17 protein-coding genes and 2 pseudogenes are annotated in these 22,977 nt (G+C 35.7%); 11 read left to right on the top strand and 8 right to left on the bottom strand.

The annotated features are described in order from the left end of the window. The first annotated feature begins 85 nt into the window (after positions 1 to 85). The gene (locus ACFQ3N_RS00625; RefSeq protein WP_390358558.1) at positions 86 to 1,435 is read left to right on the top strand and encodes a dihydrolipoyl dehydrogenase family protein; all 1,350 of its coding nucleotides are present in this window, start codon (positions 86 to 88) and stop codon (positions 1,433 to 1,435) included. 246 nt (positions 1,436 to 1,681) lie between these two features. On the opposite strand, the gene ACFQ3N_RS00620 is transcribed toward ACFQ3N_RS00625, so the two are convergent. The 4 genes and pseudogenes from ACFQ3N_RS00620 to ACFQ3N_RS00605 form a co-directional block, all read right to left on the bottom strand. Beyond that, a complete protein-coding gene (locus ACFQ3N_RS00620) occupies positions 1,682 to 1,828 on the bottom strand; it encodes a hypothetical protein (protein ID WP_390358556.1) in 147 nt (48 codons plus the stop codon). Positions 1,829 to 1,847: 19 nt separating this feature from the next. Next, on the bottom strand, positions 1,848 to 2,306 hold the full coding sequence (locus tag ACFQ3N_RS00615) for a hypothetical protein (RefSeq protein ID WP_390358740.1): 459 nt from the start codon (positions 2,304 to 2,306) through the stop codon (positions 1,848 to 1,850). Beyond that, positions 2,289 to 3,092, bottom strand: a pseudogene (locus tag ACFQ3N_RS00610) (dihydrolipoyl dehydrogenase family protein); the annotation flags it as partial. The pseudogene ACFQ3N_RS00610 and the gene ACFQ3N_RS00615, both read right to left, overlap by 18 nt. 12 nt (positions 3,093 to 3,104) lie before the next feature. Beyond that, positions 3,105 to 3,230 (bottom strand): FAD-dependent oxidoreductase, encoded by a 126-nt coding sequence (locus ACFQ3N_RS00605; RefSeq protein WP_390358555.1) that lies wholly within the window; start codon positions 3,228 to 3,230, stop codon positions 3,105 to 3,107. Between the two features lie 209 nt (positions 3,231 to 3,439). Between ACFQ3N_RS00605 and ACFQ3N_RS00600 the strand changes: the two are divergent. Then, positions 3,440 to 3,538 (top strand): annotated as a pseudogene (locus ACFQ3N_RS00600) (YnfA family protein); the annotation flags it as partial. Between the two features lie 442 nt (positions 3,539 to 3,980). Here ACFQ3N_RS00600 and ACFQ3N_RS00595 read toward each other — a convergent pair. From ACFQ3N_RS00595 to ACFQ3N_RS00580, 4 genes are read right to left on the bottom strand one after another with little or no spacing between them, the layout of a single operon-like run. Next, positions 3,981 to 4,709: a hypothetical protein gene (locus ACFQ3N_RS00595; RefSeq protein WP_390358553.1), complete on the bottom strand. Its 729-nt coding sequence runs from the start codon at positions 4,707 to 4,709 to the stop codon at positions 3,981 to 3,983. Continuing rightward, a complete protein-coding gene (locus ACFQ3N_RS00590) occupies positions 4,702 to 6,381 on the bottom strand; it encodes a tyrosine-type recombinase/integrase (RefSeq protein WP_390358551.1) in 1,680 nt (559 codons plus the stop codon). The genes ACFQ3N_RS00595 and ACFQ3N_RS00590 overlap by 8 nt, the downstream gene beginning before the upstream one ends. A gap of 16 nt (positions 6,382 to 6,397) precedes the next feature. Next, a complete protein-coding gene (locus ACFQ3N_RS00585) occupies positions 6,398 to 9,586 on the bottom strand; it encodes a hypothetical protein (RefSeq protein WP_390358549.1) in 3,189 nt (1,062 codons plus the stop codon). Next, positions 9,552 to 11,402, bottom strand: a complete 1,851-nt coding sequence (locus ACFQ3N_RS00580; RefSeq protein WP_390358548.1) for an ATP-dependent DNA ligase — start codon at positions 11,400 to 11,402, stop codon at positions 9,552 to 9,554. The genes ACFQ3N_RS00585 and ACFQ3N_RS00580 overlap by 35 nt, the downstream gene beginning before the upstream one ends. Positions 11,403 to 12,562: 1,160 nt before the next feature. On the opposite strand from ACFQ3N_RS00580, the gene ACFQ3N_RS00575 reads away from it, so the two are divergent. The 9 genes from ACFQ3N_RS00575 (at position 12,563) to ACFQ3N_RS00535 (ending at position 22,698) form a co-directional block, all read left to right on the top strand. Then, complete coding sequence (locus tag ACFQ3N_RS00575) at positions 12,563 to 14,149, top strand: spore germination protein (RefSeq protein ID WP_390358546.1); 1,587 nt, start codon at positions 12,563 to 12,565, stop codon at positions 14,147 to 14,149. Between the two features lie 11 nt (positions 14,150 to 14,160). Further along, positions 14,161 to 15,354, top strand: coding sequence for a Ger(x)C family spore germination protein (locus tag ACFQ3N_RS00570; RefSeq protein ID WP_390358544.1), 1,194 nt, complete (start codon positions 14,161 to 14,163; stop codon positions 15,352 to 15,354). A 6-nt stretch (positions 15,355 to 15,360) separates the two neighbouring features. Continuing rightward, a complete protein-coding gene (locus tag ACFQ3N_RS00565; protein ID WP_390358542.1) occupies positions 15,361 to 15,594 on the top strand; it encodes a hypothetical protein in 234 nt (77 codons plus the stop codon). A gap of 21 nt (positions 15,595 to 15,615) precedes the next feature. Next, positions 15,616 to 16,698: a GerAB/ArcD/ProY family transporter gene (locus ACFQ3N_RS00560; RefSeq protein WP_390358540.1), complete on the top strand. Its 1,083-nt coding sequence runs from the start codon at positions 15,616 to 15,618 to the stop codon at positions 16,696 to 16,698. A gap of 91 nt (positions 16,699 to 16,789) precedes the next feature. Continuing rightward, positions 16,790 to 17,644 (top strand): non-homologous end joining protein Ku, encoded by an 855-nt coding sequence (ku, locus tag ACFQ3N_RS00555; RefSeq protein WP_390358538.1) that lies wholly within the window; start codon positions 16,790 to 16,792, stop codon positions 17,642 to 17,644. A gap of 299 nt (positions 17,645 to 17,943) precedes the next feature. Beyond that, the gene (locus ACFQ3N_RS00550; RefSeq protein ID WP_390358739.1) at positions 17,944 to 18,960 is read left to right on the top strand and encodes an acyltransferase family protein; all 1,017 of its coding nucleotides are present in this window, start codon (positions 17,944 to 17,946) and stop codon (positions 18,958 to 18,960) included. A 27-nt stretch (positions 18,961 to 18,987) separates the two neighbouring features. Further along, complete coding sequence (locus ACFQ3N_RS00545; RefSeq protein ID WP_390358536.1) at positions 18,988 to 19,815, top strand: sugar nucleotide-binding protein; 828 nt, start codon at positions 18,988 to 18,990, stop codon at positions 19,813 to 19,815. Between the two features lie 181 nt (positions 19,816 to 19,996). After that, positions 19,997 to 20,995: a hydroxyectoine utilization dehydratase EutB gene (eutB, locus tag ACFQ3N_RS00540; RefSeq protein ID WP_390358534.1), complete on the top strand. Its 999-nt coding sequence runs from the start codon at positions 19,997 to 19,999 to the stop codon at positions 20,993 to 20,995. 53 nt (positions 20,996 to 21,048) lie between these two features. After that, complete coding sequence (locus ACFQ3N_RS00535; RefSeq protein WP_390358532.1) at positions 21,049 to 22,698, top strand: PucR family transcriptional regulator; 1,650 nt, start codon at positions 21,049 to 21,051, stop codon at positions 22,696 to 22,698. Positions 22,699 to 22,977: the final 279 nt, after the last annotated feature.

Below are 22,977 nucleotides of genomic sequence, written 5' to 3'. Positions count from 1 at the left end.
ATCAAAACCTTGTCCTAGGTACATAGTTTAGTATGTAGTCAAAACAGGAATGTTAATATTAGAAACCTATAGAGGAGTGAAAACGATGGTAAAAGAATATGATTTAATTGTTATTGGCAGTGGAACTGCAGGATCTATTACAGCAGCTAAGTGCAATAAATCAGGTTGGAAGGTAGCGATAATTGATGAACGTCCTTTTGGTGGAACGTGTGCACTAAGAGGTTGTGATCCTAAAAAGGTATTAGTAGGCATAACGGAATACTTGGATGGGGCACAACGATTAAAAGGTTCTGGTATTAACGGAGACGTTCACATTAATTGGAACGAATTGATACAGTATAAAAAAGGGTTCACTGACGATTTTCCGGAAATAAAGGAAAAAGGATTAAATAAACAAGGTATTGACACCTATCACGGGCATGCTAAGTTTATTGATGAGAACAAATTGGAAGTGGGTAAAAGCACGGTCAAAGGAAGCCACATTTTGATTGCCACAGGAGCGAGTCCAGCAAAATTACCTATAAAAGGAAGCGAGCATTTTACGTATAGTGATGATTTCTTAGAAATTGATGAGTTACCAAAGAACATACTCTTTGTGGGAGGAGGATATATTTCCTTTGAGTTTGCTCACATTGCCAAAAGAGCCGGGGCTAATGTTCAAATCCTTCACCGTGGTGAGCGACCACTCGAGGCCTTCGATAAGGATTTAGTAGAACATTTAACGGATTACACTGAGAAAATGGGTGTTCATTTACATTTTGAAACAGAAGTAAAAGAAATTATAAAAAAAGACAAAGGATATTCGGTTATTGGCAAACAGGGAAAGAAAACTGTAGAATTTGAAACGGATATGGTTATTCATGGTGCTGGAAGAACACCAAATATAGATTCAATGGATTTGGAAAAAGCCGGGATACATGCTGATAAAAAAGGGATAGTAGTAAATGAGTTTTTACAAAGCACTAGTAATCAAAATGTATATGCTGCTGGGGATGTTGCTGCAACGCAAGGAAAGCCGTTGACTCCTGTAGCTGGGATGGAGTCACATATTGTTTCTTCAAACTTGCTTAAAGGAAATCACCGTTCTATGGGAGACCAGGTAATGCCGTCAAGCGTGTTTACACTTCCTAAGTTAGCATCTGTTGGGTTATCCGAAGAGGAAGCCTCAAAAAAAGACATTAACTACTCAGTTAATTCCATTGATACAACCAAATGGTTTACTTACAAACGAACCAATCAATCCGTAGCCTTTGCAAAAGTGTTAATTGATAAAGAAAGTGACAGGGTAATTGGTACCCATTTACTTAGTAATGAGGCTGATGAATTAATCAATCATTTTGCCACAGCCATTCAATTTAACTTATCAACAAAGGATCTAAAAAAAATGTTGTACGCGTACCCTACGGCGGCCTCTGATATTTCATATATGTTATAGTTTATCGCAATATTTTTTGATTTGATTAGTCCCTGTCCTTTGGAAGATAACCCAAGGCATAAGATTCTTCGAGCTCATGTCATTGCAGAAAATACCGCTGATGCTTCTTCGGTACGACATGAGCCCTAGAGTTTGGTTGAACCCCAATTACAGTAGTTCCATATTACCAACGTAACATGAGATCACACCTTATCATTTGATAAAAAGGAACAACCTTGTTTTTACAAGATGTTCCTTTTTTAATAGTTAGATTTGTTGCTCAATATTGTTACAACAACCTTGTATCTCTTTCACATGTTGTCTAATTTCTTCTGGAGAATTGGTATTCTCAAGCTTATTGCAGCATTCTTCAATTCTTTTTGCCTGTTGTTTTACATTGTTTTCTGTTGCCATAATACTCACCTCCTTTGACTTAACCACAACAACTTTCTTGGTATCCTTTATCTGCTGAGATGGCCGTCCCAATTACGGCTTCTGAAATACTCGGATGAATAGAAATAATCTCTGATAAATCGGCTATTGTTAACTTACCCTTCATGGCTATTGCTATTTCGTGGATTAACTCTTCTGCTTTCGGTCCAACAATATGAGCACCAACAAGGTGTTTTGATTGTTTGTCACTGATCAATTTAACAAAACCTCTTGTTTCTCCTAAAACCACTGCAGACCCAACATCTGCAAAATCCAACCGGTTCGAATCAATCTCCATTCCTTTTTCAATTGCCTCTTGTTCTGTCAACCCAATACTAGAAATAGGTGGGTGAGTGAATGTTGTCCGTGTGACAAGACTATAGTCTACTTCTTCAATATTATTTTTAATGGCATTTTTTGTAGCAACTCTTCCTTCGTAGGATGCCACGGGAGTTAACATATAACCACCTATACAATCTCCGCCGGCGTAAATATGTTCCACTGTCGTCTGAAGATATTCATTTACCTTGATACCTGTCTTTTCAACTTGAACGCCAATTTTATCTAATTCTAATCCACCTACATTCGGTACACGCCCAGCAGCCAATAATACCTCATCCACTAGAATCGTTTTTGATCCTTCAGGAGTTTCAACCTCAACCGATTTTCCGTTATCACTCTTGTTGACCTTCTGAACTTTGCTATTTAACAAAACTTCAATACCCATTTCTTTTGAAATTTCTTCTATGTTTTGTGAAGAGTCTTGATCTTCATCTGCTAACAAACGATCTCCCATTTCAATGACCGTTACATCCACACCAACACTTGCAAAGACATGCGAAAATTCCATTGCAATGACTCCGCCACCTATGATGGCCATTTTCATTGGTAACTCACGCGTGTTTAACACATCTGTGCTGGTTAGCGTATATTCGATACCTTCAATTGGAGGAGTGGATGTTTTTGACCCTAAAGCGAGCACGAATTTATCAGCAGAAATCTCTTTATCATTAACCTTAATCGTATGTTCGGACTTAAACCGGGCTTCTCCTCTAATCAAATCAATTCCTCGTTCTTTTAAACCTTTCTCTTTATCCTCTTCGAAGGATTTGATGATTTTTTCCTTTCGGTCAATCACCTTATCCCACAACAAGGATGTGTTTTGAACTACGATACCAAATTCTTGTGCATGATTGACTAAATCCCACACTTCGCTAGACCTTACCAAGGCCTTTTTGGGGATACACCCCCTGTTAAGTCAGGTTCCACCAAGAACATCGTCTTTTTCAATTAGAGCCACTTTAGCATGGAGTGCAGCCCCTTGTTTGGCGGCTTGAATACCGCACATACCGCCACCGATAACAATTAGATCATAATGAGCCATTTTTTTTTCCTCCCTTTCCACATCAATTCAAAAGTTAGAATAGCCAGTAAGTACATTTTTATACACAATCAACATAAGTTTGTGATAATTTTCTCCAACCATGGACAAACTACAGGGTTTGGTTACAAAAAATGCAATAACGGTAATTAAAGCTAAAATAATCTGTAATTAATTTCAAAGGATAATTTATTAGAGAGAGTGTGATCAGCATCATTTATACTATTTTTATATTCATACTAGCAGGTTTAGCAGAAATTGGAGGTGGCTACCTTATTTGGTTATGGCTTCGAGAAGGTAAATTCGCTTTGCGAAGATATGTTATCGTTACTCTTATTCAATTCTGAACATATTATAATTCATAAAGGATCGAGTTATGCCATATTTAATTCACCTTTTGTTTACATACAGATTTGTTTATACAATTTTACAATGGTATAATATAGTTGTACTCATCATATCTTTGATGAGTTTCCTGATGTATTCAAGAGCGAAAGAGTTCTGGTTTGATTCTTATCTTCCAGGACTTTTTCGTTTTTAAAAGATATATTGTTTTTCTTAATTTTATGTACTTCGGTTTTTACAAACAAAGTACGTGGATTTCGTAAAAAGTAAAATATTGTTGTGCCATTAACCACAAAAAACAGCTAACTATTTATCAAACGAAAAAATCACTTTATTTAAAAAATGATTAAACTGAAAAATTTTTACAAAATACACGTACCTCTACATCATCTATTATATAATTTAGAACTAAAACTTCCCCTTAAAATCATCCAATAATGTTTTTTTATTTCGAATGCTATCTTCCATGGAGACGACCTTCGTGTTCTGTATTTTTCGTTTTTCCTCAAACATATTATAAAATTCGGTTGGTGAGTTAAAGATGTTTTCGAGGGCATTCATAACCCTTTTTGTTTTAGTCTTTCCTGTTTTTAATTGGTTTTCTAGGGGAACCTCATCCGAAGCACTATATCTAAACATTTTAAAAAGCGCATCCTGAAGGCTCATTGAAAGTTCTTCTGCTTCCTTTCTCTTTGCCTTTTCCTTTTCATATTTGTCTTGATATTCCTCCATTTTGATTTTTTGTTTTCTTTCTCTTTCTATGCTCTTTGTTAACTCTGCCTCTAATGGTTTTAAATGCTTTATAAGCATATCCTTATCCCCATGGAACTTGTGAACGGCATCCACCACATTAGGTACAACCACCTCCTCGTTGTAAGAAGTCCTCAGCTTTTGAGAAGCAAGTTGATTTGCCACATCAATAGCTTCTCTTCCAGGCCTACCTTTTTTTCTCCAAAAGTCTTCAGAATATCTTTCCGTACACTTTCCAGAATTGTAGAGTTGATGGTTGTAACGATACATATCAAGGTATTTAACTTTCCCTATAATCCCTGTTTCTTCCTTGTACTGATGGATCATATTATAAATCGTCTCTTTTGAATACTCTTTTGGTTTCCTGCCCGGTTTCATTTTAGACATGATACATATCACCTCTTAAAGATTCTAATTTTGCAATTCGATTAAGTTCCTCTTCCACACTCATTGCTTTACTTTTTAGTTTGCTTAAAACAGAAGGGTGTAATGAAGACTCATCAAAATCCAACCTACGGTGGAGTTGATTAATAAAATTTGATAATTCATATATTTTTTTCTTGCTGTTTTTCATTTTGTTTATAAGTGTTTCTTCATTTTCTAGAAGTGCTTCGGGAGATATCCACCACTTACTACAAAATACACAATCACTAGATTCGCATCTTTGTTGGATATCCGTACAAAAACCAAATTTCAGTGGTAAGCGTGTATTAGTGATTGGCGCTTTTAAACTTTGATTTTTTATTTTGCTTACTAGAAGAGTAGAAAAGGGATTATCATTTTCTTTTTGTAATTCTCTTTCATGCTTAAAGTTTATCATTAAATTATATACCTCAGAATCAATAAAATACTCTGTATGTTGAGAGTAATGATATTGGGCTTCTATCGTAGAATGGCCACCCAATCGGGCTATTTCTACGGGATCAATTCCTTGCATCAGCAGTGAACAAAATGCAAAGTGACGAGTATCGTTTGGTTTTACCTTCTTATCAACTTCTTTATAATATTTTTCTTCAACAATTTTTCGATAAAAACGCTCAATAAGTGTTCTCAATATTGAACTGGAAAACTTGTCATAATTTCTTTTGCGTACTCTCGCTTGTTTTTCAATTGGGTGGGAAACCTCTATAATTGAGCGATAAGAAATTAATGTTTCCGTACTTCCGTATTGATTGGTTTCCACAATGTAATAATTTATTAGATCAAATATCTCTTCCGAAATTTCCAATGTATCCACGATTTCCAGACGCCTCTTAGTCTTCGGCCTCTTTTTTCTTGGTAACCGAATGAAGTATTTATCGTCTGCTTCACTTATACAATTTCTTTCTATGAGACAAAACTCTGAAGGTCGAAGTGGAATTACATTAGTTAGTTTCCACCAAATTAATAGGGGATAATAGAGGAGTTTTTGCCCCATTAATGGTTCATCTATTTCTGATGAATGATCTAATTCCGCAAAAAAACGTTCTAAACACCATGAAAAGGTAAGAACGTCTTTAGAAAAAGGTAGTTCTCTTATACTTCGTTCAGGTTTTATCTTACTTTTTATCTCTATTAATTCTTTTATGTAAACACTTTGGACTTCTAGCTCTGTAAAATCTAAAAAGTTAAAAATAACTTTAATGATATTGCTTGAAACTTGTGGTACTCTATTATTCTCTTTAAGATAATCAATAAGCTCATCAATAGTTTCTTCCTGAAAACCTTGTGTAACAGCAATTGACTCTAATAAATATTGATACATTCCTCTTACCGAGTGAGGTGAATATTTGTCTAAAAGATCACCCACCCAGCATTTAACCATTATTTTGAATTCATTTGGCTCAATCTTGTATGTTAATAAATGAACTTCATTAAACTGGAAAAAAATCCTTGTATCATCTAATTTATTGACAAATATCCATTCATCGTATTTAAAATTTCCTTCTATCATGACTTGTTCTTGTGTTAATTCCTGTAGAATCCCTTTTGCAGAGTTAACACTATCCGTTAAAGAAAAACGTTCTTCTGATAATGACTCTAAATCAATTTCTTCCACACTTAAACTTTGTAATGACAATTTTGAACCCCATTTCTTATGATATAGTAACTACTTCTTGCAATGATTCTATTTGATTCATCAATTCAATAAATTGACCTCTTTCTCCGTCAAAAAATTTATAAACTTCATCGTGTCCAAATGTTTCTATGGCTTCTGCAAGTAAGTTTAATTCCATGTATAATAAATTAGCTTTTCTTGTTCTTTCAGCTTGTAAAGTGTTTTCCCGTACACTCTTTTGGAATTCTTTCATTCTTGTTTGAATACTATTTGTTACAGTTGATAAGGCATAAAAATTGGGAATGGAGAGGGGGCAATTCATACAAGATATTCCCTTTCCTTTCATGATACATCCTTGTTCTGAAACAAGACATTGAAAATTTTCTTCTTTACTAGGGAGCTGTTCCGTAAATATTTTATGCATGTATTCAGATGCTTCTTGTATGCTCATGGATCTGATGATATCTACAATGGATTGTCTCTCACTTTGAATCGCATTTAAAAACCCAGATGTCGCTTCAATTTTATAGATACTTCCAAACCGTTCTTTAATTGAGGTAATCTGATCTGTTCGAAAATCCCTACTAATTTCTTCTTCAAATAGGATGTCTGCAAATAAGTTGGGAATATAACCAAAGTATCCCCTTGAGAATAATTGATGCGTTATGAAATCCAATTCTTCTTGAGGAATTTGAATATAAAGATTGGTTGTTTCAAAGTCCTTGTGCCCTCTTAATCTCTGAGCTAATTCAAGAGCAGCCCCACCTTTACGATGTTTAGATAGCAGTATATAAAGGTACGTAATTATTGAACGGTTCATTTTTCTAGACTCAAATTTAAAACTCTGTTTAAAATCATTAAAAAACGCTTTATAGGCGGTAGTACGTGGATAAAATTGGTTGTTTTTGTTTCCAAGGTAAATTAATTTGGTATTATCTAATCCGGTACTTCTTGCTCTAAATTCACAGATAACAGATGCCGTTGCAACAGCTATTGTTAAATCATCTGAACAAAAAAAGTGATTACTAGCTTGAGTCTTCGATATTTTTAAGTCTGTTCGAATAACTTGGTTTATGACTTTTTTGGCATCTTCAAAAGTTAAGTCATTTTCCTCTAACCATTCTAAACTTTTAATTGAAGTGTCCGTTAAATCTATTCGTGGGAATTCGATTACATCACCATGTCTCCAAGCATTATTTAAATGGATTAAAACATATAACCAAGAGGAGGCATAATAAATTGAATTTTCACCTTTAATATATTTTCTAACATCCTTGATCGCTAGACTCTTGTGGTACTGCACATCATTTACAAAACCATAAAGTTCCTTATATTCTTTGAATGTATAAACAGTTTTTTCATATAATGTATCTGGTTTTACTTCAAAAGGGTTTATGATTCTGGAAAATTTAAATGATCTTATGTTTTCAGCTTTAAAACGTTCATTTAGTTCCTTTAGAAAAAAATACAGGTATTTTTGGTCGGTAAGAGGAATTCGGTTAAATAACAAATTGATGTCGTTTGACGTAACGGAATAAATCTCTTTATTCTTTGTCAATTCAGCCATATGACCGGTACATTTAACGAGTGTATGGATTATTTTTTGCATAGATGCTTCACTGCATCTTCTTGAATTGAGAACGCCATAGATGTATTGCAACCAGTATTTTTTTGTATGAATACTATTTTGAGAGAATGAAATATTTAATATATTAATCTTGTAATTAAATGTATCTACTGGACTGGAGTGTTCTATTGTATAAAATTGTTTTTCTGTATTAATTTGTTTTATTTTTTCATGCACATCTTTTTGACTATATAGAAATTCACTTCTTTTAAAAAGAGGTCTAGCTAAAGCAGGTGTGGGAATACGTTTTATTTGAATTATACGGTAATATTCTAATTGGAATTTCTTTTGTATTTCGGTTTGGTTATAATAATTATCCTGATACTTTTGCTGTAAATGTTTTAGTTTTTCAATGTCTTTTTTAGAATAATAGTTTATACCGCCTTGTCGTATTGTCGTAACGGCTTCTTCTTTTCGGATATTACCCCATAGCCTTTTGCTACATCCTAAAATCTCCATAACTTCTTTTGTATTATAAAAACCTTCTAAGGACACTTTTTTCGAACTGGCATTATGTTTTGCTTTAACAACTGTCACTGGTTTTCTAGCTGTAATTAGTTGCTCTCTATTTACATATTTTTTGGGTCCTAAATCCACAAATTCAACATTTTTATCTCTTATAATTTTCCAAAGAGTATTATTGGTAACTCCAAGTATTTCAGCTGCTGTTTTGGTTAATACGAACTGTGATAAAAACCAGTCAATATGGTCTTGTTTGCAATATTCTTCTCTTTTAAAAATAATTGTTTCCACTAATCCATATTCCTTTAGTTTTGCTATACACCTTTTTATTGATCTATATTCCGTTGAATTTGAACTATAGCCAAATCTTATTAAAACTTCCTTATAAGATATATAATTCTCTAAAATGTACTTTTCCAAAGAAAGGTATTCCTGTAACTTATCTTTTTCTATGCTTAGGTATCCCTTTTGATTTCTAAACACCTCAAGATGACCTTCATCTACCAGGTTATCAATCATCTTTTTACCTAAATTAAGGTTTTGATATTTTGGGCTTACTGCTATTTTCTCAACTGTAATATAGTCTTTGGGAAAATTATGCTTTTTTATATATTCATCTAACGTTCTAAGTACGACAGATTTATAACCGTGTAAATTAATTGTAATTTCAATGTGTCCTTCTTCATATAAAGTTTCAAGCCTTTTTAATCCAAGGTTATAATGGCTATACTGTGGATTATTTACTATTTGACTAACAGGAACTAACTGTTCTGCCTCCTCTTTAATAAGAAAATCCTCAAGTTCCTTTAAATTAACTGCCAGTTTTCCCTGTGTGTTCTTTTTTATTTTAATAAAACCTTGTTCACCCAATGACAAAAGCCTGTTGTATCCAATATTTAAATAACTATATTTAGGAGTATTACTCATTTGCCATATGGAAGTGAGTTCATTAGGATATTCTCTTTCAATCAACTCTTCAAGTTGTTTAATATTTACAGCCCGATGGCCACGCTTATTTTTTACTACTTCGATATGACCTTCCTTGGCTAAGGACCGTATCATATACCTAGAAAAAGGAATATGGTTATAGTTAGGATTAGTTTCAATTTGTGAGAGAGTAACGAGATCTTTTTCCAAGAGTAAACACATCCTTATTCCAATGAGTATTAATAGACTGAGGATTAATTTTTCCAAAATCGCCAGGGTTTATATTGTTAAATTCGTTTATCATTTCCTGTATATTTTTTATCGTGTTTTTTTTATCTACGTAGGCCAATGCTGAATCAATATTACTGTCACCTCTAGCTATAGCTATTTGAGTAACAGTTAATCCCATGTCTAACAAAAAATTTGTAAAGATACCTCTGCCAATGTGAGTGGACCAGCTTGTTTCACTTAGAAGTTTATAATCAGAATATCTTCCTGGTGTTGCTAATAATTTTGATAAGAAAGACTCTTTTACTTTTTTAAACTTTTGTTCATAGGAATAACCTGACATTGCCAGTCCATTACTGTTAAAAAAAAGGACTGATTGATTTTTTAATTTTTTACTATGTAACATTTCCATGTGTTTCTTATAAACTTCGGTAAGGAGGTTATTTGGCAATACTGTTTGTTTTCTTGTTTTTTTTACTTGCTCTTTTTTAGTGTCCTTTAAGTGAGAAAATAACATGTCTTGATGATTTTCCACGTCCATAACTAAAGAGTTCATTCCATATAATCCTTGGGGTTTTAAACATCCCGGTGTTAAATTAACTACTTCCCCTCTTCGCAAGCCACCATAAAACTGAAAACATATACCCAAGGCAATCTCAGGGGACACCTCTCTAGTTTCCTGAATAAACTCAACCACAAGTTGGTATCTGTTGTTTCCGAAATCTTTAAGCTTATTGACAATTGGCTCCTGTCTAGAGGGATAGCGAGTTTCCAAAGAAGGATGGGTAAAAGGTGACAGCAAAACTAGACTACCCATTCTATTCACCTGTTGTTCCAGCATAATATCTTCCTCAACTAATTCTTGTTGCAGAAGGAAATGATAAAATCTCGTCAAATAACTTTCAGTCGTCATTACGGTATTTCTTTTTAATCCCTTTGATGTTAGGTAGGTAATATAACGACTCGCATGATGGAGTCTCAATCCCTTCAGTCCACTTGTTTTCAGTGGTACGAACTGATTGTCACCGTTTTCGATTTCCTCATAAATGAAATTAAGAAATTTCACAATCTCCCTTGCTGCATTAATTTGAGAGCTAATACCAATGCCTTTGAATTCATATTTCGCTCGGATAAAGTCTGTTAATGGATGGGGAGCAATATAACCATCTCGCTTATCCATAATCCCTATATTGACAACTCTTCTTTTAACCAATTGGTTACCTTTCAATTCCTCAATTTCAGTTTCCCTTACCACAAACCTAAAGTGGGTTAATGTTTTCTCCAATATATTCACATCCTCATATTCACAAACATCCACTATTTCCATTTTAACCCATAATAACAAAAAAAGATTAAAAAGAATATCTCTTTTTAACCTTGGTAAATCAAGTGTTTTATAATATTTTGCGTCAAAAACATAGGTTTTAACCCATCTATGACTGTACAAGACACAAAAACTCGCCGGTCTCATCGATGCTGTTTTTCTAATTGAATCTTCATTTTTTAATCTGCCTCGCTTTTGGAGCAATGAAAAATTGGCTTGGTATGGATTATTTAAAATAACTATCTCTCCGTCAAGTGTCAGGGGTAAATAGGGTTCAACTACTGCTTGTTGGTCTTTACAAAAGTCGATTATTTCTGGAAAATTGCTCGTTAGATCTTTGTTGTTTTTACTAGTTAGTTGAATGGTCTCTATTGACCAAGTTAGAACACCTCTAAAGCCATCATATTTAACCTCAAACATCCATTCTTCGCCAGAAGGAACATGTGAACTGGCTTTTGGCTTCATTACATCCATTAAAATCACCCCGTTTCTTATTAGTAAAAAAAGTATAATTTGTATATTTATCTACGGAATCAGTCACGTTCAGCTCCAGTGTCTGTGCTGCTAGCGGGCTTTGCACCCAACCTATGAAGGGGCATGTTTCCATATGGAAGATCGATTAACTTCTCCCCTTTGATTGGCAACGCCGTGCGCGGGCAGCCCATACGTCACTAAACGGGTGTTTCTAGTTTTTGTTCGCAGGTAAGAAAGTATAAAACTTCCTTATCTGCATAAGTGCAACTAGGCCATTCGCTATAAAGGCTTGGCGAATGCCAAGTTTTCTAAAAGGTAAGGAAAGTATAAAATTTTGGTACTATAAAGTTTCTTGTCAGCAAGAGCCATGTCTAGCTCCAGCGCCCAGCCACTCGCGACATAAGCAATCCGTCTTGCGAAAGGAAAAAACACCTTTCTCCAGCCGTTTTGCTTATGCGGTCGTGTCTTTCAGGGCCCTTACGCTTTTCTTATTGTCTAGGAAATTATAAAATTAGGAGCCTGTGGATAATTTATTTACTGCTTAAGCCGCGTCCAGCTCCAGCGCCCGTGCTGTTAGTGGGCTTCCTGATCCTCCTTACGATAAGTCAACATCGATTCGCTACCGCTCTTCGTGTTTCCTTTATCTCATGCGGATAAGTCCAGCCCATACGTCGCTAAACGGGCGCTTGCGCTTTTGTTCTTAAAATACTTTAGTTTTGCTGGAAATAACTCGAATAAATTACATTCTCTGACAAATAGTAATATGATAGGGCATTTTTGTAGCTGAATTTCTGATTGTAGAAGCGTAAGTTTAACTTCTGGTTTGCCCATACTTTTAATAGATTGGTACATAATAACTGTTGAAAACAGCAGTTGATATCAGCTTATGTATTTATTGAAATCATATCCAGTCTCATCATGCAGCTTGGTCTACTTTTCCTATTTACAAGACATGTACCATTACATTTCAACAAGTCACTTTCAATTGGAGGAAATAGAATCCCGAATGGAGACATTGTCGAGAATGCAATTATAGACTCAGGCAGTAAAAACATGAACTCTACTATCTAATTTATAATTTATTGGTAATTGAATGTAGTACATAATTTGTCGACCCACAACTAGTGGTTAGTTAGCATACCATAAAGGGGTTTTATTTGATGTATAAACGGAGGTTAAGAAAAAGGTTTGAACGAAATAAATCTACAGCCAATAGTGATAAAAACGGGGTTGAAGTAGCTAGTGTGTTAAAGCCAGAACTTACGAATAATATCGCTAATATTAAAAAAGTAATAGGTGATAGTAGCGATGTTGTCATACGGGAAGTTCAGGTTGGCGATACAAAGGAAATTAAAGCAGGTATTATCTATGTTAGTGGATTAGTAGAGAAAACAGCAATTCAGGATTATATTCTGGAATCCTTAATGATTGATACTACTAATATGAAGCAGAATGATGATAAGCAAAATACGATAACGACGTTTAAAGCATCTCTTTTAACCGTAGGAGAAATAAACGATATTTTTGATTTTGAAGCCTTATTTAATCACCTTCTATCAGGAGACACGATTATTTTACTTGACGGGCAGTCTCAAGGCTTATCAGCTGGAACAAGAGGTTGGAAAGACCGTGGTGTAACAGAACCTACTTCACAAGATGTAATCAGAGGTCCAAAGGATTCTTTTTCGGAAACATTGGAAACAAATATTGCGCTCGTTCGCCGAAGAATAAAAGACACCAATCTTCGAGTTGAAACAAAAAAAATTGGACGAAGGACGAAAACGGACGTAGCAGTTATGTTTATTAAGGGAGTTGCAAATGACAAAGTTGTCAAGGAAGTACGTAAACGTCTAGATCGAATTGACGTTGATGCGATATTGGAAAGCGGCTATATTGAAGAACTGATTCAAGATGAGACTTTCACACCTTTTCCTACTGTTTATAATTCTGAACGTCCAGATGTAGTTTCAGCTAACATTTTAGAAGGGCGAATCGCTATTCTTGTAGACGGTACGCCGTTTGTTCTTACGCTACCAGCATTGTTTATCCAGTTTTTCCAATCAAGTGAAGACTATTATCAACGTTCGGAAATCGGAACATTAATACGATTTATTCGGTACCTAGCATTCTTCCTTTCTTTGGTTACACCTTCAGCCTTTATTGCAGTGACAACGTTTCATCAGGAAATGTTGCCAACAGAATTATTGATTAGTCTTGGAGAACAGCGTGAGGGTGTACCGTTTCCAGCATTTGTGGAAGCCTTAATGATGGAAATTACTTTTGAAATCTTGCGTGAGGCAGGGGTAAGAATGCCTAAAGCAATTGGTTCCGCCATTTCAATCGTCGGTGCATTAGTGCTAGGACAAGCTGCAGTAGAAGCTGGTATAGTTTCTGCAGCAATGGTAATCATTGTATCTCTTACTGCTATTTCTAGTTTTGTTATGCCTTCCTATAATTTAGCCATCGCCTTTCGAATGTTACGTTTTGTGTTAATGGCTTTGGCTGCTAGCTTTGGACTATTTGGCATAATTTTGGGATTAATTATAATGGTTCTTCATTTATCAAGCCTGCGTTCTTTCGGTGTTCCGTACTTGTCACCGTTGGCACCTTTTATTGCAGCTGACCAAAAAGACACGATTTTCCGAGTACCTATGTGGGGGATGACTTCACGTCCGCGTTTAATCAGCCAGAAGAACAGAAGACGGGAAAAAACACCTCCAACACCTAAACCAAAACGAAGTAAGTAAAGGAGTATCATATGAGACAAAAGCTTATTCCTATTATTACGCTGATCGTATTGATAATCATTTTGAGCGGATGTTGGAGCAGAACCGAGTTAGATGAAATGGCAATTGCAACAGCGATTGGAATTGACAAAAGAGAAGAGGACTATCTTGTAACAGTCCAAATATTAAATCCTGGGGAAATAGCCGGTAAAGCCGTAACTACCAGAAGCGAAGTAGTAACATATCGGACAACAGGAAAAACGTTATTTGAAGCATTAAGAAAATTAACGACCGAGATTCCAAGAAAAATTTATGTTGCTCATGTGAGGATCATCATATTTGGTGAGGAGCTAGCCAAAGAAGGAATAGGAAAGTCATTGGATCTTATTTCAAGGGATCATGAGTTTAGAACCGATTTCTTTATTTTAGTCGCAAAAGATATAGAGTCCACAGAAGTGTTAAATGTATTAACACCAATTGAAAAAATACCTGCAAATAAAATTTATGGGTCATTACAAGCATCTGAAGAAACGTGGGCAACGACAAAAGCAGTTACATTAGATGAGTTGATAACAAACTTAACTAGCCCTGGTTCAAACCCGGTTTTGTCGGGTGTTGAAATGATAGGCGATTCTCAAATTGGTATGGACATAGGAAACGTGGAAAAAGTTGACCCTCCAGCGAGTTTGAATTTAATGGGATTGTCAGTGTTTAAGAAGGACAAACTGGTTGGTTGGCTTAGTCAGGAAGAAAGCAAAGGATATAACTTCATTAAAGGGAATGTGAAAAGTACGGTTGATTATGTTGCCTGTGAAGAAGGAACAATTGCGATCGAGGTGATTAAAACAACATCCGACGTTAAAGGGAAAGTTGAAAATGGGCTTCCAAAAATAGATATTCAAATTAATGCAGAAGCAAATATAGGTGAAGTACAATGTGGAAAAGATATAACAAAACCAGAAATCATTAAGGAGTTAGAACAACAATTTTCGGATAAGACAAAAAAGCTTATAAATAATAGTATTAAAAAAGTTCAGGAAGACTTTCAGAGTGATATTTTTGGTTTTGGAGAAGCGATACACAGATCCAATTCTAAAGCTTGGAAAGATCTAAAAGAAAACTGGGATCAGGAATTTTCTAATGTAGAGGTTAGTGTAAAAGTGAAGTATGAAATTCGGCGTATTGGAACAACTAAAGAATCTTTTCAAGATGAGAAGGAAGAGTAGAATATCATGGTAGGAATAATTGGAATACTCGTAATAACAATAGTAATTATTTTAATGGAGGTTCCATCACTTTTAAAAGACGGGATAAAAAAAGACATAATAGTATTTTTTACAATACTGCTCCTAGGGGTAGGAGTAAGTATTGCCTTAACCATGGGAGTGAAAATCCCAAATCCAGTGGATGCTATTCAATTCATGTACAAACCGCTTAGTGACCTTATCTCAAATTTATTTAAATAAAAGGAAAGAGTGAAAAATAGTATGTTGGAAAACGGAAAAATAAACATAAGGCAGTTTACTTGTTTAGTTATACTGTTTACTGTTGGCAGTTCTGTTTTAGTTGCACCATCTGGTCTTGCAGAAGCGGCGAAACAAGATGCATGGATTGCTAGTATTCTGGGTGTTGCAATTGGTTTACTTTTGGTAATGTTGTACAATAATTTGCAACAACAATTTCCCGATAAAACTTTGGTTCAATACAGCGAAGTTATTCTTGGCAAATGGTTAGGGAAGGGTGTTTCCCTTTTATTTTTGAGTTACTTTTTTATTCTTGCAAGTTTTCTTTTAAGGGAAATAGGGGACTTTGTGACTACCCAAATTATGCCGGAAACACCAATTGAGTCTATACTTATACTGTTTCTTTTTGTTGTCATGTTAGGAACACGTCTTGGCCTGGAACCAGTAACACGCTCAGCGGAGATTTTTTTCCCGTGGATAGTTGGTTTATTTATTATGCTTATAGTACTCTTATCTCCCGAAATTGACATTCAAAAAATACAACCCGTAATGGAGAATGGACTCAAACCGGTATTAAGGGCGACGTTCCCTTTCCTTGGTCTTCCCTTCCTTGAACTTATTGTATTTTTAATGATTATCCCCTATGTCAATAAATCCCAAAAAACCGGAAAAGCTTTCTTGATTGGAACGTTAATTGGTGGAGGGTTTTTAATTGTAATTACAATCATGAGCCTTGTTGTACTTGGTAATGATTTTACAGCCCGAAATACATACCCTAGCTATATTTTAGGCAAAAAAATAAGTATTGCTACCATTCTCGAACGGCTTGAAGTTATTGTTGCAATCATCTGGTTTCTTACCATCTATTTTAAACTTTCAATTTGTTTTTATGTAACAACACTAGGACTTTCTCAAACATTAAATTTAAAAAGCTATCGCCCACTGATTTTCCCACTAGGAATGAACTTAATCGTCCTATCTCTGATCAATAGCCCAGATATTACTTATTTTCATCATTTTATTGAAAAGATTTGGACACCCTATTCATTAACTTTTGGTCTTTTCTTGCCCCTTTTATTATTAGGAGTAGGCGCAATCCGAAAATAATGAGGAGAAGAGAATTATATACATTCCTATAGAAATAATTCGGATAAAAACACCCTTTGCTCACACACTATGAGGAAAGGAGGTTATGCTCATGCACACGATGTGGAAAGGTACAATTAGTTTTGGACTCGTAAATATACCTGTAAAAATGCATGCCGCAACGGAGAATAAAGATGTTAAACTAAGGCAACTACACAAAGAGTGCCAGTCTCCGATTAAATATGAACGTGTATGTCCTATTTGTGATCGTGAAATAGAAAATGATGAAATTGTAAAAGCATATGAATATGCAAAAAATAAATTTGTAATGCTCGATGATGAAGATTTAGAGACATTAAAAAAAGAACAATCAGATAAAGCTGTTGAAATAGTCGATTTCGTCAAACTAGAAGAAATAGATCCCATTTATTTTGAAAAAAGTTACTATCTGTCACCGAGTGAGGGTGGTGGTAAGGCGTATAGCTTATTGCGTTCAGCGCTAAAAGAAACAGGAAAGATTGGAATAGCGAAAATGATAATCAGATCCAAGGAGCAACTTGCGGTAATCCGTATTTACCAAAACACGTTAATCGTTGAAACCATCCACTTTCCGGATGAAGTACGAAGTGTTCAAGACGTTCCAAACGTGCCAGAAGAAATTGATTCAGGAGAAAAAGAAATAGAAACTGCCAAAATGTTAATCGAACAACTCACAACAGAATTTGAGCCGGAAAAGTATACCGATGAATACCGTAATGCATTATTAGAATTAATTGAAGCGAAGAAAAATGGAGATGATGTAGCTACAGCTAAGGATGCTCCTAAGACTGAAGAGAAGGCAACCAACTTGATGGATGCACTCCAAGCATCACTCGATCGAGCGAAACAAGACAAGCCAAAACCAAAACAACCAACAAAGAGGAAAACAAAAACGACAACACAAAAGAAAAAGGTCGCAAACAAATAAAGTCTCCAACAAAGAGGCTTTATTTTTATGACTTTTGCATCGATTTAGAGAGATGCCAAAGTCGCGCACCGGCCACCCAAAGTCGCGCACCGGCCACCCAAAGTCGCGCACCGGCCACCCAAAGTCGCGCGCCCGAACTCGCATCAACCCACCACATTACAGTTTAATATCAATTTTTCATTTCATTTACACTCCAATAACAACTCCAATAAATCGTCCGTAATCATGCGAATACCTATTGTAAAGCGGGTATGTACTTACTATACTCGTTTAACATCAGGAGTAAAAGGATGAGGAAGATGGAGAGAAATGCCTTTTTTGATAATGCAAAAGTAATTCTTATATTTTTGGTTGTGTTTGGTCATTTGATCCAGCCATTTGTTAGTGAATCAAGAGAAATAAATACACTTTATATGTGGATGTATACATTCCATATGCCTGCATTTATATTTTTAGCTGGTTTTTTTGCGAAAGGATTAGGGAATGTAAAGTATATCAGTAATTTAGCTAAAAAATTATTGTTACCATATCTTATTTTTCAAATTCTATATACGGTATTTTACTTTTATATTGGTAAAGCCAATTGGCAAACAGGACTATTTTATCCGCATTGGTCATTGTGGTTTTTGTTTAGTTTATTTTGCTGGCATGTTCTATTATATTGGTTTAAGAAAATACCTGCTGTACTCAGTTTAGTAATTGCTATTGGAATAGGGGTGGTTGTTGGTTATTTTGGCGATATCGGGCATACGTTCAGTTTATCAAGAACATTTGTCTTTTTCCCATTTTTCCTAGTTGGGTATTGGCTGACAAAGGAACATGTACTATTACTGAAGAGAAAAAGTGTTAAGATAGGATCTATTTTAGTCATGGTAGTTGTCGCAGGGGCAATCTATATTGCACCCGACTTTAACTCAGGCTGGTTACTAGCATCTAAGTCATATGGTCAATTGGGTATGACCGAGTTTGGGGGACTTGCAAGGTTTCTGGTTTATATGACGTCATCTGTAATGGCAATAAGTATTCTAGCCTGGATCCCTCAAACAAAAACAGTATTTACACGTTTAGGTTCGAGAACCTTGTATGTTTATCTATTACACGGCTTTTTTATCCAATTCTTCCGTGAGTCTGGTTTGTTTCAGGTAAATAATCTGTTGGATTTTGTAGGTCTCGCTGTTATATCAGCAGCAATTGTGCTCGTATTATCCAGTAAGCCAGTTTTAAGTATATGGCAGCCGTTCATTGAAGGTAAGATTTCTATGGTAAAAAATGCATTTTTGTCAAAGAATAATAAAGAAGGCAACGTTAACACCTAATTAGTACAGAAAAGGGAGGGTGTAACCATGAAAGTATGCGTATTTGGAGCTAGTGGTTATCTAGGAACATCAGTTTATCAGCTTTTAAAAGATACGGACGATATAGAGGTTATTGGAACGTATTTAAAAGGTCCGATCATAAATGATGAGCTATATAAATTAGATGTTAACAACCCAGAATCGTTCTCTGATTTTTTTAAACGGGAAAGCCCAGATGTAGTAGTGTGGTCTGTGATGAGTGGGCAAAACGAAGATAAATTGATCAACGAAGGGTTATTGCACTTGATCACACATCTTACACCGAAAACAAAACTAATCTATATATCAACTGACTTTGTCTTTGCAGATGGGAAGGGACCATATAAGGAAGATGATCCAATGTCAAAATTACCAGACGACCATTTGTATAGTAATTATGCAAACGCAAAAGTGAAGGCAGAGCGGTTAATAAATAAAGAACTATCTAATTATGCTATATTACGGGCTGGTCCAATTTATGGAGAAAACAAAATTGGTAAATTAGATGACCGTACAGATAAATTATCGTATTATTTGCGCTTAGAGAAGCCAATTGCATTCCGTGATGATTTAATTCGCACCTTTGTACGTATAGAGGATTTAGCTACAGTAATAGTGGAACTGGTTCAAAATGATGTTAAAGGTGTGTTTCATGCCGGGCCAAATGAGAGTCAAAGTTATTATCAATTTATGTCAACGATGGCAGAACAGTTAGGGTATAACCCTCATTTAGTTGAAAAAGGATCGGAAGAGGAAGAAGCGGATTTCGAGGTTCCCAAAAACACATCACTAAAAACGGAAAAAATTACTGAAATAACGAAACAAGAATTTAAATAAAACGTCTAATATAGTACCCCCCTTAAATTATATATAGTATAGAAAAACAAACTGTCATCACAATGGTGATGGTTTGTTTTTTTGTAGACTCGTTGAACTTTTATCAGAAAAGATATATAATTCAGATAAAACGTCCATAAAATAAATAAAAGAAATACCTTAACGAAATGAGGTTTGCTCTATGAATCCCCATACAAAAATTGAGATACAAGATGTCTGGGAAGCTAAAAAACGTATGCAAACAATGATCAAACCCACCCCACTCATTGCTTCTCCAAAACTTTCAGATAAAATCAACGCTTCCGTCTATTTAAAACTTGAAAATTTACATGAGATCGGTTCATTTAAAGTCAGAGGTGCTTCCAATAAAATTGTAAGCCTGACAGAAGAGGAAAAGAGTCATGGAGTGACTACCTTTTCAACAGGGAACCATGGCCTCGCTGTTGCATATATAGCCAAAAGATTAGGGATACGTGCGGTAATTTGTATATCTAACCGGGTTCCTGTTGGAAAGGTGAATGCAATCCAACAGATTGGTGCTGAAGTAGAACGTGTTGGTGATAGTCAGGATGATGCCGAAGAACGGTGTTATCAATTAGAAAAAGAACAAGGCCTTACTGTTATAAAACCATTTGATGATCCTCATATTATTGCAGGGCAAGGGACTATGGGACTTGAGATAATAGAAGAGGTGCCACGTATTGATACTGTGATCGTCCCATTGTCAGGTGGAGGATTGTTTTCAGGTGTCGCTCTTGCGTTGAAATCCTATAATCCGTCTATTCAGTTGATTGGTGTATCGATGGAGAACGCTGCCGTTATGTCTGAAAGTTTGAAAGCTGATCGTCCAGTGATTTTACCAGAACAAAATACACTCGCTGATAGTCTACTAGGAGGAATTGGTCTTAACAATCAGTATACCTTTCCACTTGTAAAAGAGTATTTGGATGATCTTATTTTACTTACTGAGGAAGAAATTGCAACAGGAATGGGATTCATGTTAAATCAGCATAAATTAGTTGTTGAAGGAGCCGCCGCCACAGGAGTCGCAGCTATCTTAAGTGGCAAGTTAAAAACGCATGGAAAACATGTAGCCACTATCATAACTGGAAATAATATAGACCTTACAGCCTTTACATCTATTTTCCAAAAACAATTATATAAGTCATCTCGGCAATAGTAGCCTCGTTAGCTCTGAATTAACATTAAAGTTCTAGGAAGGAGGTAGTAAGAATGGCTCTTACTGTCCAGGAAATTCTAGGCCTTCCCATATTGAAAACAGCAAAAGTCAAGACGGGAAATAACCATTTAGACCAATATACAGTGGAATGGGTTTCAGCAATTGAAGGTTCTGTTGAAAATTTTGTGCGAAAGAATGAATTCGTTCTAACAATGGGAATGGACTGTGTGAATAATCCTCATCGGCTACTACAATTTGTTCGAGATGTATACGAATCCGGAGCATCAGCCTTAGCAATTGCAACAGGGCGCTATGTGTTTGAATTTCCAAATGAGGTTCTCACATTTGCTGAGGCACACAATTTCATTCTCATTGATCTGCCTTGGGAAATTCGTTTTGCTGATATCCAGCGTGAAACAATGAATAAGATTAACGAATGGCAAGAAGATGTTTCAGAGCGATCCAGAATGGTGCAGAAAAAATTGATAGATTTTGTCATCCAAGGGGATGATCTTTCTGATATTGTGAAATTTGTCGAAAGGGAGATAGGCTGGTCGATTGTTTTTACAGATGATAAAGGAAGAGTAAAAGCAGGTGGAACCGATCCCGAGGAAATGATTGCACTTTGGGAAAAGGCCAGACAAAACGAAGACATTATGATAGATGAATTAGTACCTCAACACATCGAAACTACACAATATGATGGAAAAAATATATTGAAAAAAGATATTTCAGCTGGTGGGATGAGTCAAGGAAGCTTTATTATTTTGTTTCCAGAGAGTGTCCGGATTACGGGGAATGTCCTGCACATTCTGGAGTATTTGTCAGCAGCAGCGGCGCTTTGGATCTCCCGAGAAGATGCCATTGTAAAAACAGAAACACGACTCCGGAATGAATTTATTTGGAATCTTGCAAAGACACCAGGCTACCTCAATGAAAATATTCATTCACGAGCAAAATTAATCGGCTATAATTTACACCTACCCTACACGTGTATTATCGGGTTTTCTGAAAATATGGATGCACTCTCAGAAGATCGATACGATGATAAACAATATGGATTGAGAAGTCTCGTTTATTATATCGAAGAGGAAGTTCGTTATGTAGCCAATGTGGTAAAACTTCAGGTTGCGTTTACCTACGATGGTGATCACCTTATTATTTTTCTGGAAGCAGACAACGACACAGTTAATAGTTCTATTAATTACTTTTTGGATTTAGTAGAAAAACGGTTAAACGCGCTTATTCCTGGAATTATTTTTTCATGGGGAATTGGAAAACATACAAACGGTGTTATGAAGTTTCATGAAAGTTATAAAAAAGCAAAGTCAGCCCTCGATATGGGACGTCAGCAAAAAGGGTTGGGGCAACGGGTTAATTTTGAAGATACTCAGTTAAATCGCTTGCTAGTAAACCTTGCTCATAATGAAGAGATACAGGAAATCATGCATTCAACTATTTCTCCACTGGTAGAATACGATCAAAAGCGCGAAGCAGAGTTAGTAGACACATTTATTGTCTATGTTAACCAAAACGGGAATGTAAGCCGTGCCGCCAGAATTCTAAATCTACATCGTCAATCACTACTTTACCGTTTACGAAAAATCGAAACACTTACCAATCTTTCATTGGTTAATCCAGACGATGTTTTTTTACTCAACTTCAGTATTAAATTATGGTTAACAGGTGTGATCAAGGATTAGCAGCATTGGAAAGCAGCAGGGATGTAAACCTCCTGCTATTTTTTTTTGGCTTTTCGTAAAGTTTGTTGCTTTGGAGAGAGTAGATACGACGTAGCAGCAACGACGTGATTTCTGCCGGAAGACGCCACAGACCCCACAGGGAGCGGTCTTTGCGAGCGAGGAGGCTCAGCGCGAGCGCGCGGAAAGTGGCAGAGCACAGATCGTGTTTTCAAGTTACGTCGTATTTATTTCAACTATAAAGATGAAAACCCAACATTGCGTGCAAACAGCCTATTTTTT

Origin of the sequence: Virgibacillus byunsanensis (assembly GCF_042675965.1) — a bacterium.
GTDB classification, from domain to species: domain Bacteria; phylum Bacillota; class Bacilli; order Bacillales; family Amphibacillaceae; genus Virgibacillus_R; species Virgibacillus_R byunsanensis.
This window is presented reverse-complemented; position numbering and strand designations above follow the sequence as displayed.

Bases quoted from the DNA above. Each gene is read 5' to 3' on its own strand.
- ACFQ3N_RS00575 (WP_390358546.1), top strand. From the start codon at position 12,563: ATGTATAAACGGAGGTTAAGAAAAAGGTTTGAACGAAATAAATCTACA.
- ACFQ3N_RS00615 (WP_390358740.1), bottom strand. From the start codon at position 2,306: ATGTTAACTCCCGTGGCATCCTACGAAGGAAGAGTTGCTACAAAAAAT.
- ACFQ3N_RS00570 (WP_390358544.1), top strand. From the start codon at position 14,161: ATGAGACAAAAGCTTATTCCTATTATTACGCTGATCGTATTGATAATC.
- ACFQ3N_RS00560 (WP_390358540.1), top strand. From the start codon at position 15,616: ATGTTGGAAAACGGAAAAATAAACATAAGGCAGTTTACTTGTTTAGTT.
- ACFQ3N_RS00580 (WP_390358548.1), bottom strand. From the start codon at position 11,402: ATGGATGTAATGAAGCCAAAAGCCAGTTCACATGTTCCTTCTGGCGAA.
- eutB (WP_390358534.1), top strand. From the start codon at position 19,997: ATGAATCCCCATACAAAAATTGAGATACAAGATGTCTGGGAAGCTAAA.
- ACFQ3N_RS00565 (WP_390358542.1), top strand. From the start codon at position 15,361: ATGGTAGGAATAATTGGAATACTCGTAATAACAATAGTAATTATTTTA.
- ACFQ3N_RS00535 (WP_390358532.1), top strand. From the start codon at position 21,049: ATGGCTCTTACTGTCCAGGAAATTCTAGGCCTTCCCATATTGAAAACA.
- ACFQ3N_RS00550 (WP_390358739.1), top strand. From the start codon at position 17,944: ATGGAGAGAAATGCCTTTTTTGATAATGCAAAAGTAATTCTTATATTT.
- ACFQ3N_RS00605 (WP_390358555.1), bottom strand. From the start codon at position 3,230: ATGGCTCATTATGATCTAATTGTTATCGGTGGCGGTATGTGCGGTATT.
- ku (WP_390358538.1), top strand. From the start codon at position 16,790: ATGCACACGATGTGGAAAGGTACAATTAGTTTTGGACTCGTAAATATA.
- ACFQ3N_RS00620 (WP_390358556.1), bottom strand. From the start codon at position 1,828: ATGGCAACAGAAAACAATGTAAAACAACAGGCAAAAAGAATTGAAGAA.
- ACFQ3N_RS00545 (WP_390358536.1), top strand. From the start codon at position 18,988: ATGAAAGTATGCGTATTTGGAGCTAGTGGTTATCTAGGAACATCAGTT.
- ACFQ3N_RS00595 (WP_390358553.1), bottom strand. From the start codon at position 4,709: ATGTCTAAAATGAAACCGGGCAGGAAACCAAAAGAGTATTCAAAAGAG.
- ACFQ3N_RS00625 (WP_390358558.1), top strand. From the start codon at position 86: ATGGTAAAAGAATATGATTTAATTGTTATTGGCAGTGGAACTGCAGGA.